Annotated in this window: 10 protein-coding genes and 1 tRNA gene; 2 read left to right on the top strand and 9 right to left on the bottom strand. The window is 68.4% G+C overall.

Going from position 1 to position 9,851, the window contains the following annotated elements; translation table 11 throughout:
• Positions 1-179: 179 nt before the first annotated feature.
• The 6 genes from RXV88_RS16275 to RXV88_RS16250 form a co-directional block, all read right to left on the bottom strand.
• Positions 180-254: transfer RNA gene (locus RXV88_RS16275), tRNA-Glu, on the bottom strand.
• A gap of 113 nt (positions 255-367) precedes the next feature.
• Complete coding sequence (gene recJ / locus RXV88_RS16270) at positions 368-2,131, bottom strand: single-stranded-DNA-specific exonuclease RecJ (RefSeq protein ID WP_316294550.1); 1,764 nt, start codon at positions 2,129-2,131, stop codon at positions 368-370.
• A gap of 99 nt (positions 2,132-2,230) precedes the next feature.
• Positions 2,231-3,190: a class II fructose-bisphosphatase gene (gene glpX, locus RXV88_RS16265; protein ID WP_316294549.1), complete on the bottom strand. Its 960-nt coding sequence runs from the start codon at positions 3,188-3,190 to the stop codon at positions 2,231-2,233.
• Between the two features lie 199 nt (positions 3,191-3,389).
• Positions 3,390-5,147 (bottom strand): calcium-binding protein, encoded by a 1,758-nt coding sequence (locus RXV88_RS16260; RefSeq protein WP_316294548.1) that lies wholly within the window; start codon positions 5,145-5,147, stop codon positions 3,390-3,392.
• Between the two features lie 201 nt (positions 5,148-5,348).
• Positions 5,349-6,635 carry a homoserine dehydrogenase gene (locus RXV88_RS16255; protein ID WP_316294547.1) on the bottom strand — a complete coding sequence of 429 codons (1,287 nt, stop codon included), beginning with the start codon at positions 6,633-6,635 and terminating at the stop codon, positions 5,349-5,351.
• Positions 6,636-6,724: 89 nt separating this feature from the next.
• Positions 6,725-7,003: a hypothetical protein gene (locus RXV88_RS16250; RefSeq protein ID WP_316294546.1), complete on the bottom strand. Its 279-nt coding sequence runs from the start codon at positions 7,001-7,003 to the stop codon at positions 6,725-6,727.
• Positions 7,004-7,096: 93 nt separating this feature from the next.
• Between RXV88_RS16250 and RXV88_RS16245 the strand changes: the two genes are divergently transcribed.
• Positions 7,097-7,687, top strand: coding sequence for a TetR/AcrR family transcriptional regulator (locus RXV88_RS16245; RefSeq protein ID WP_316294545.1), 591 nt, complete (start codon positions 7,097-7,099; stop codon positions 7,685-7,687).
• Positions 7,688-7,692: 5 nt separating this feature from the next.
• Here the strand turns inward: RXV88_RS16245 and RXV88_RS16240 are convergent, their stop codons facing one another.
• Together RXV88_RS16240 and RXV88_RS16235 are read right to left on the bottom strand one after the other, a co-directional pair.
• Positions 7,693-8,109 (bottom strand): cytochrome c, encoded by a 417-nt coding sequence (locus tag RXV88_RS16240; RefSeq protein WP_316294544.1) that lies wholly within the window; start codon positions 8,107-8,109, stop codon positions 7,693-7,695.
• A gap of 65 nt (positions 8,110-8,174) precedes the next feature.
• Positions 8,175-8,669 carry a cytochrome c gene (locus RXV88_RS16235; RefSeq protein WP_316294543.1) on the bottom strand — a complete coding sequence of 165 codons (495 nt, stop codon included), beginning with the start codon at positions 8,667-8,669 and terminating at the stop codon, positions 8,175-8,177.
• A gap of 46 nt (positions 8,670-8,715) precedes the next feature.
• Here RXV88_RS16235 and RXV88_RS16230 point away from each other — a divergent pair, with 46 nt between their 5' ends.
• The gene (locus RXV88_RS16230) at positions 8,716-9,150 is read left to right on the top strand and encodes a DMT family transporter (protein ID WP_316294542.1); all 435 of its coding nucleotides are present in this window, start codon (positions 8,716-8,718) and stop codon (positions 9,148-9,150) included.
• Positions 9,151-9,159: 9 nt separating this feature from the next.
• Here the strand turns inward: RXV88_RS16230 and RXV88_RS16225 are convergent, their stop codons facing one another.
• Positions 9,160-9,804: a DUF3047 domain-containing protein gene (locus tag RXV88_RS16225; RefSeq protein ID WP_316294541.1), complete on the bottom strand. Its 645-nt coding sequence runs from the start codon at positions 9,802-9,804 to the stop codon at positions 9,160-9,162.
• Between the last annotated feature and the right edge of the window lie 47 nt (positions 9,805-9,851).

Here is a 9,851-nt window from a genome sequence, read left to right as displayed (position 1 = left end):
TTGAATCATCTCTACGCGCGCGCGTAGTTCGAGTGCTAGTTCAGGCTGGGCATGTTCTGACATACAACACAGCGGTGGCCACTTCTTCCCTAACACTTTGGCCAATGGCCAGCATATAGGCTAGTTCGCCTGATCAAAGGCGAATAAGTGTTTTTTTATCAATATCTTGATATGTTTTGTGGCAGCCCGTAGGGGAATCGAACCCCTCTTTCCAGGTTGAAAACCTGGCGTCCTAACCGATAGACGAACGGGCCATACCTTGGCGTGACGCGTTACTAGGCAAACTGTCCGGCCCTTGCAAGCGGAAATTTCGGAATTTCGCGGCTTTGGCCGCCGGACCCGAACGCCTCTGAAAACTCGAACAATGTCAGTCGGTTGATCGGCTCTCGTCGGTGGCCGGGGCGGCGTCGTCCAGTCGCAGCTGAACGCTCCGGCGGCCACCCCATTCGTTGATGTCGAGCTTTCCGGCCAGATGGAATCGCTGGCCGCCATGGCGTTCCAGCGCCAGGCCCAGCGGACCGTCGTAGGCGCCAAAGCAGATCGCGTCGAGCTGCGCGCCCAGCCCGTCGCCGAAGCGCAGCTTCAGGTGGCCGCTGCCGACCTGTTTGGCAAAGCCGATCTGCACGTCCGGCATCACGAAGCGCGGTGCGGCCGCCCCCGCGCCGAAGGGCCCGGCCTCTTCCAGCTGCTCCACCAGCTCGACGCTGGCGGCCCCCGGCATCAGCAGCCCGTCGAGGCGCAGATCCGCCGCGCCGCCCTGCCCCGCGCCCTGCCTGGCCAGCAACTCGGTCAGCCGGGCCATCGCGGCTTCCAGGCGATCGCGGGTCACGCTCAGACCGGCGGCCATGCGGTGGCCGCCGCCCTTGATCAGCAGCCCCTCGGCGGCCAGCCTTTGCACCGACGCCCCCAGATCGACCCCGGCGACCGACCGGCCCGAACCCTTGCCCTCGGCCCCGTCGAGCCCGATCACCACCGCCGGGCGGTTGGTCAGTTCCTTCAGGCGCGAGGCGACGATGCCCACGACACCCGGATGCCAGCCCTCTCCGGCGGCCCAGACCAGCGGCGCGTCCAGCCCGCGTTCCTCGGCCTGGGCGAGGGCGGCGGCGCGCACCGCCTCCTCGATCTCGCGACGCTCGGTGTTGAGCTGGTCGAGCCGCTCGGCCATGGCCTGCGCCTCGTGCGGATCGCTGCTCGCCAAAAGCCGCGCGCCCAGGTCGGCCTTCCCGATCCGCCCGCCCGCGTTCACCCTCGGGCCCATCACGAACCCAAGGTGATACGCGGCGGGCGCGCGTTCCAGCCGGGCCACATCGGCCAGCGCCACCAGACCTGGACGATCGCGGCGCGCCATGACCTGCAGCCCCTGGCGCACCAGCGCGCGGTTGACCCCACGCAGCGGGGCCACATCGGCCACGGTCGCCAGCGCCACCAGATCGAGCATCGCAATCAGATCGGGGCCCGCCTGCCCGGCCGCGCGCATCTGACGGTTGGCCTCGACCAGCATCAGGAACACCACGGCGGCGGCGCAGAGATGGCCCAGCGCGCCGTCCTCATCCTGCCGGTTGGGGTTCACCACGGCCCATGCGTCGGGCAGCGTCTCGCCGCCCAGGTGGTGGTCCAGCACGACAACATCCGCCCCCTCGGCGGCGGCGATGGGCCCGTGCGACAGCGTTCCGCAATCGACACAGACGATCAGGTCGTGCTGCCGGGCCAGCTCGCGCATGGCGGGCTCGTTGGGGCCGTAGCCCTCGTCGATCCGGTCCGGCACATACAGCGTCGCGCGGATACCCTGCTGACCCAGCCAGTCCAGCAGCAGCGCCGCCGAGGCCCCGCCGTCGACGTCGTAATCCGCAAAGACCGCGATCCTTTGCCGCCCGGCCACAGCCGCCAGCACACGCGCCGCCGCCGCCTCCATGTCCTTCAGATCACGCGGGTCGGGCAATAGATCGCGAAGCTTCGGCTCCAGATAGCCCCGCGCCTCGGCCACCGGCACGCCCAGCCGCGCCAATGTCTGGCAGACCGCCCCTGCCAGCCCGGTCTGTTGCGCCATCGCCTCGGCGTGCCGGGCAACCTCGGTGTCGGGTCCGACCCAGCGCCGCCCGGTCAGGCTCTGTTCAACACCCAGAAAGGCCAAACCCTGCCCTCTTCTTCTTGGCAAAAATACTCCGGGGGAGTCGCCCTTGGGCGACGGGGGCAGCGCCCCCACCTGCACCCTTTGCCAAAAATCCGCGGTTCACCGGACCGGGTTGCGGTAGGTCATCCGCCGCACCGACCCGGTCTTCGACCGCATCAGGATGGTTTCCGTGGTCAGATAACCGACCTCGCGCTTGATCCCCGGCAACAGCGACCCGCTGGTCACGCCGGTAGCGGCAAAGATCACATCCTCGGTCACCATGTCGTCGCGGGTGTAGACCCGGTCCAGATCGGTGATCCCCGCCTTGGCCGCCCGACCGCGCTCGTCGTCGTTGCGGAACAAAAGCCGGCCCTGGATCTGCCCGCCCATGCATTTCAGCGCGGCAGCGGCCAGCACGCCCTCGGGCGCGCCACCCTCGCCCATGTACATGTCGATGCCGGTCACATCCGGTTCGGCGCAATGCATCACGCCGGCCACGTCGCCGTCGGTGATCAGGCGGATCGCCGCGCCGGTCTCGCGCACTTCGGCGATCATGGCCTCGTGACGCGGACGTTCCAGAATGCAGACCGTGATGTCCGACGGCGCGCAGCCGCGCGCCGTGGCCAGCGCCGACACCCGTTCCGCGGGCGCCATGTCCAGCGTCACCACGCCTTCCGGGTAGCCCGGCCCGATGGCCAGCTTGTCCATATAGACGTCCGGCGCGTGCAGCATCGACCCGCGCGGGCCCATGGCGATCACCGTCAGCGCGTTGGGCATGTCCTTGGCGGTCAGCGTCGTGCCCTCCAGCGGGTCGAGCGCGATGTCCACGCCGGGGCCTTCGCCGCTGCCGACCTCTTCGCCGATATAAAGCATCGGGGCCTCGTCCCGCTCGCCCTCGCCGATGACGACGACACCCTTGATGTCCAGCTTGTTGAGCTGTTCGCGCATCGCGTTGACGGCGGCCTGGTCGGCGGCCTTCTCGTCGCCGCGCCCGATCAGGTTGGCCGAGGCGATGGCCGCCTGTTCGGCGACCCGCGCCAGCCCCAGCGAAAGCATCCGGTCATTGAAATCGACGGCCATAATCCACGTCCCTCATGCAAGTCCTTTCCAGCGATGTATCCCAGCGCCCCCCCGGTTCACAAGGGCACAGGGCCTCGAAAGCGCCGAATAGGGCGTTTCCCGCGCGGCGTGGGGCGATTTTGAGCCCGGCACAGCGCGCAGGCACATCAAACGGTGGCGCGCGGCCGCCTGTGCCTATGACGTCCCCGGCGTGCCGCTGTCAGCCGATATACAGCAGGTCGTCCATCGCGAACTGGCCGAGCGAGTTGAAATTGGTCGAAAAGGTCACCGCATCGACCGCGTCGAAGATCGCATCGTCGAACTCCACCGGGGTCGGCGTGCTTCGCGACAGCGCGATGTCGATCGCACCGGTTTCGGCACCGTCCAGAAAGCCCGTGACCGTCAGCACCAGCCCGTCGCGCACCGCCGCCGTCACGCTGGCCGATTCCAGGTCGAACGGCGTATCGCGGGAAATGGTCAGATCGCGGCTGTAGCTGTTGTAGACGATATTGTCGCCCGACACCGCCCCGGTGACATAGCCTGTTCCGGTGCCGGTGTGTTCGTCGGTTTCCATGATCAGCGCCCATTCCGACCAGTCCAGCCCGCCGTAGCCTTCGGGCACGGCGAACCGGTGCGTCGTGTCGTCCGACAGATCCTCGAAGGTCAGCAGCGTCGCCTCCGGCACAAGCGCGGGTTCGGGCACGGGTTCGGGCGCGGGCTCCGGTTCGGGCTCTGGTTCCGGCGCGGGCGCGGTCACGTCGAAGCTCACCGATTGGGTGTCGCGCGCGCCGTGCTGGTCGCTGACCACAAAGACAAATGTGTCCTCGCCCCCGTCCAGCGGAATATCCGCCCCGGGGTCGAGCGTATAGCTCCACGCCCCGCCCGCACCGACGCTCAGCGTGCCGAAGTCGCCGTTCCCGCCGCCCTCGACGGCATAGCTCAGCGTATCGCCGGTGTCGGGGTCGCTGGCCAGCACGCTGCCGCTGGCGGTGGTCTGGGCGTCAGGGTTCAAGACGTCGCCAAGCCCGGTGACCGCGTCGATCACCGGCGCGTCGTTCACGCCCATCACCGTCAGCGCCAACTGCACCTGGGTTTCCGACCCGCCGTCGTCGCGCACGGTGACGGTCACCGTCTCGACCGCATCGGCCCCCACACCCAGCGACCGGTAGCCGCCCTCAGTGTCGAAGGAGAGCTGGAACACCGTCCCGCCCGTCGCGTCCAAGACAGCCGCTCCGGCGCTGACGCTGCCCGGACCGCTGACCGACAAAGCATCGAGCGACATCGCGTCGCCGTCGAAGTCGAAGGCGCGGATGTCGAAGACCGTCACCTCGCCCGCCAGCGCCGTGACCGGCTCGGCCAGAACCAGCGGCGCGTTGCCGCCAGAGAGCGTCACCGTGGCGTCGTCGAATTGCAGTACCTCGACGCCGCGCAGCTTGTCGCGCCCGCCCGTGCCGGAAAGGTCCTCGACAAAGGTCCAGCCGCCACCTGCGGCGGTGATGTCGAAATCGAAGACCGAGCCTTCGAACACCACCGTATCGTCGCCCGCGCCGCCGCGGATCGTGTCGTCGCCCGTGCCGCCCGCGATCACGTCGTTGCCCTTGCCCGCGAAAATCCGGTCGTGCCCGCCGCCGCCTGTCAGCAGGTCGTGCCCGAGGCCGCCCAGGATGGTGTCGTTGCCCGCGCCGCCGTCGATCGTGTCGGCCCCCTGGCCGCCCCAGATACGGTCGCGCCCAGCCTCGCCGTTCAGAAAGTCGAGCCCCTTGCCGCCACGGATCAGATCGTTGCCGTCCCCGCCCCAGGCCTCGTCGTCATCCTTGCCGGTCTGGATCTTGTCGCGCGCCGCGCCGCCGATGACCGTGTCGTCGCCCTTGCCCGTCACGATCAGCGTCCGGAGAAACTCTGCACCGAAATCGACCATATCGTCGATGTCATGGCCATTGCCGTTGGCAGAGTGGAATAGGCGCAGGTTGGGTGGCATGACTACGGGCCTTTCTGACACATCACGACAAATCCCGCACTTCGGCGGGACGTAGAGTCAAAAGGCCGTGCAACTGTGCTCGCATTACGCAGCGAATGCGGTTTCATTCGGGCGCGGGCGCCGGTTTGGTTAACGAAAACCTAACGATAGCGCGATTGTCGCGGAGCGGTGGGGCAATCGGGCGAGAACGCGAGGACGCGCTCAGACTTCTTCGATGCGCAGCGCCACAGGTTCGCCGTCGACCACGCCGGTCTTGCCCATTGCCGCCAGCGCGGCGTCCAGGCTTTCCTGCGTCGTCTTGTGGGTCACGATCAGCACCGGCGCGGTGTCGGTCACATGGTCGTACTGCCGCATCCGGTTGATCGAGATCCCCGCATCGCCCAGCGCCGTCGCCACCTTGGCCAGCGCCCCCGGCTTGTCCAGCAGGGCCATGCGCAGGTAATAGGGCACCGGCGTCGCGGCGCGCGCGGGCTTGGCGGCGCGCAGGCTGGTCGCGGGCTGGCCGAAGGTCGCCACACGGGTGCCCCGCGCGATATCCAGAATGTCGCCCATCACCGCGCTCGCGGTCGGGCCGGCCCCCGCGCCGGCGCCGCGCAGCACGATCTGCCCCACCTGATCGCCGTCGATCACCACCATGTTGGTGCCGCCCTGCAGCTGGCCCAGCGGGCTGGTCTCGGGCACCAGGCACGGCGCCATGGATTGTTCCAGCCCCCGGCCCGTCATCCGGCTGACGCCCAAAAGCTTGATGCGATAGCCCATGTCGGCGGCCTGGCGGATGTCCTCGATGGTGACGCGCCCGATGCCCTCCAGCTCGACCGCGTCGAAATTCACCTGGGTGCCAAAGGCGATGGCCGCGAGGATCGACAGCTTGTGCCCGGCGTCGATGCCGCCCACGTCCAGGTTCGGATCCGCCTCGAGATAGCCCAGCCCGTCGGCCTCGGCAAAGGCCTCCTCATAGCTCAGGCCCGCATCCTCCATCCGCGTCAGGATATAATTGCAGGTGCCGTTCATCACGCCCATCACCCGGGTGATGTCGTTGCCCGCCAGCGCCTCGGTCAGCGTCTTGATGACCGGTATGCCCCCCGCCACCGCCGCCTCGAAGCGCAGCACCGCGCCCTTGGCCTCGGCCAGCTCCGCCAGCGCCTGGCCATGATGCGCCAGCAGCGCCTTGTTGGCGGTCACCACGTCCTTGCCGGCGTTCAGCGCGGCCTCGGTCGCGGCCTTGGCGGGGCCGTTCTCTCCGCCGATCAGCTCGACGAAGATGTCCACGTCGTCGCGCTTGGCCAGCGCCACGGCGTCGTCCTCCCAGGCGTAATCGCCGATCGGCACGCCGCGGTCGCGGTTGCGGTCGCGCGCCGATACCGCCGAGATCACGATCTCGCGGCCCGTGCGCGCCCGCATCAGCGCCGTCTTCTGCCGCACGATGCGCAGCACGCCTGCGCCGACGGTCCCCAATCCGGCAATTCCGAGGCGCAAGGGATCAGACATGAGGGGGCTCCGTTCCGGGTAAATCGTCGCCTGTCCGCTTACTCGCAACCTGCGCGGGGTGCAATGACCCCCACGGACTGCTTGTGCGTTCAGACCGGACCGACCCCGCGCCGCATCCGCGCGCGTGTCGCCCGGTCGATAACCGGCCCCTGCAGGCGCACCGCCCGCCCGCGCAGCGCCGCGGCGCGCGCTCCGATCCCGGCGACCATTTCAGGCGAGGTCACGGGCTCTGTCCCCGCCAGCAAAGCATCGAGCGGCAGAAGCGCCGGAAACGGCGCGGTCTCTATCCCCGGCGTCGCGGCCCGGTCCAGCGCCGGAAACTGGGTGCAGGCGCTGAGACAGAGAAACAAGGCGAGTCGGCGCAGCATCGCGGATCCTTTCGCCCTTTTCATGCCGCAGCGGGGCGGACAGGGCAAGCGGCAGGCTTGATTTGAACGGCCGTTCATATAACCATGGCGGGCATGGCACGTACCGCAGGTTCGCACTCCGACATCACCGGCCCACGGGTCCGCGCGGCGGCGCTGCGGCTTTTCGCCCAGCACGGCTATGCCGCCGTGTCGATGCGCCAGATCGCGCGAGAGGTCGGGGTACAGGCGGGCGCGCTTTATAAATACACGCCCGACAAGCAGTCGCTGCTCTTTTCCCTGCTCAAGGGCCATATGGACGACCTGCTGGCCGCCCGCGCCGCCGAATCGCATCCCGCCGATCCGGTCGCGGCCCTGCGCGGCTTTGTCGAATTCCACATCGCCTTTCATCTCGAACGGCCCGAGGCGGTGTTCATCTCTTATATGGAGCTGCGCAACCTCGATGCGGCCCATTTCGACGTGATCGAGCGGCTGCGGCGCAGCTATGAGGACGAGCTCGAGACGATCCTGCGCAAAGGCCGCGAGGCGGGCGTCTTCGACGTGCCCGACACCAAGATCGCCACGCTGGCCGTGATCGCCATGCTGACCGGCGTGAACACCTGGTATCGCGCGGGCGGGCGGCTGTCACGCGATCAGGTGCTGACGATCTACTGGGACATGGTGCGCAAGGCGGTGGCGCGCGACTGAACGCGCTACTGCCCGGTCTGGATGGATTCGAGATATTCCATCAGCGCCACCAGCTTGCGCGGTGTCGGGGTCAGGATGCCGTCGCCGGTGTCGAGCGGCACCAGATCGCCCTTCAGAAGCTCGCCGAATTCAGGCATCCCCGGCCCCTCGAGGTCAGAGCGCGCGTAGCCGTCGATCAGCGACAGCACCTCTGCGCGCGGAAAGCTGCCGCCGTTGCGCGCGGCGATCCGCGTCAGATCAGCGGGTTTTTTGTCCAGCCCATCCGCCATCGGGCCGTCGCCCCGGGCCTCTGCGCCATGACAGACCGCGCAGTTTTCCTGAAACAGCGCGCGGCCCTCGCCGGGCTGGGGCATTTCGTCCATGGCGGTGCAGCCGGTCATGATGGCTCCAGTCAGCGCCGCCGCGATCCAGGGTGTTTTCATCGGCCTGCCTCTTTCGTCCTGCCTGCGTCCCCATGTGTCGCCCGAGGCACCCGATCCTGCAAGCCCTATCGCTGAATGGTCTTCAGGTAGTCGACAAGCTCCAGCAGCGCGACCGGCGTCGCGATCACCTTGCCCGAAGGCGCGGTCCACTCCGCCACCCGTCCCGCCATGCGAGGGCCGAATTCCGGCATCACGCTGCTGTGGTGGCGCCCGGGATAGCCGTGGATCTGTGCCATGACCGCCGCCTCGGGGAAGTCCCCGCCGTTGCGCGCTGCCAGCGTGGTGAGGTCGGGAACCGCCACCGGCAGGTCCTCTGCAAGCGTGCCGTCGCCCTGCCCCGCGCGACCGTGGCAGAGCGCGCAATTCTCGGCAAAGAACCGCGCGCCCAGATCGGTCTCGGGCACCGGCGCGCAGGCCGCCACGGCCGCCGCCAGCAAGATCGCCAGGTGTCTCATCGCGCCCCCTTCGTCCGCCACTCTGGCCGAAGGTCGGGCAAAACCGGGGCGGGCCGCCTTGATCTGTGTCAGCCGGCAGGTGACAAGCCCGCGCGCTCTAGTCATGGTGGCACGGGCGACTCGCCCGCACCCACGGCAAAGGAAGACCGCAATGGCCCATTACGCGCTGATCATGCTGGCCTCGGGCATCGGCATCCCGCTTTTGGCGGCGCTGAACGCGGCTTTGGGGCAGCACATGGGCTCGCCCGTGGCGGCGGCGACGATCCTCTTCTCGGTCGCCTTCATGGCCTGCGCGGCCTTGCTGCTGATCACCGGGCCGGGGGCGCTGGCGCAGGCGGCCGGCGCGCCGAGGCATCTCTTTCTGGCGGGGCTTCTGGTGGCCTTCTACGTGCTCAGCGTGACCTTCATCGCGCCGTATTTCGGCATCGGAAATGCGATCTTTTTCGTGCTTCTGGGGCAGATGATCAGCGCCGCCGCGATCGACCAGTTCGGCCTTTTCGGCGCGCGGGTCAGCCCGATCACGCTGACGCGGGCCAGCGGCGTCGCACTGATGGCGGTGGGCGTCTGGCTGACCCAGCGCGGCTGACGGCAGCGCTCAGTTCAGCTGCAGACCGCTGATCCGGGCGTCGATGCGGCTGTCGGTATCGTCGCTGTCGCCGGACACGGCCAACCCGACCAGCGCGCCCGGATCGCCGCCGAAGGCGCGCGCGTAATCGCCCGCCAGATCGACGCGTTCGCGCGCCGATCCGGTGCCCGAGGGGCGCAGCACCACCGTCTTGCCGCGCGCGCCAAGATAGGGGCTGGGCAGGACCGCGCCGCGCCTGTGGTCGCCGCCCCAGACATAGACCAGCACCCGCGCGCTGTCGTTGCCCAAAAGCTTGCGCACGTTCGAGCCTTTCATCCGCTCGGCCTCGGCTGCGGGCAGGAACACGAAATACAAAGCGAGGTTGCGGTCGTCGCCGCCCTTGCGGCGCAGATCGGTGGCCGGAACGCCCTGATCCACGGCCCAGGCCCAGCTTGCGCTCTGGCTGGTCCATAAGGTCTCGGGCAGCGGGCGGTAGGCCAGCGACACCGACCCCTCGGACCGCACCGTCAGCGTGTCGCCGCCAAAGCCGTAATCGTTCGACGAAAAGAGCGAGAAGCGCTGGGTCTTCCAGCTGCCGTCGAAGGCGACGGGCGCGGCGGCGGCGGCAGAGCTCAGCGCCAGCGCGGCGGCAATGGCAAGGGCGGGACGGCGCATGGGGTCACTCCTCTGCTATCTCTGTCATGAAACATAGCCGAGCGCCG

Origin of the sequence: Aestuariicoccus sp. MJ-SS9, from assembly GCF_032586235.1 — a bacterium.
Classification (GTDB): domain Bacteria; phylum Pseudomonadota; class Alphaproteobacteria; order Rhodobacterales; family Rhodobacteraceae; genus Aestuariicoccus.
Note: the sequence above shows the minus strand (reverse complement) of the source record. Positions and strands in the feature narration are given on the sequence as shown.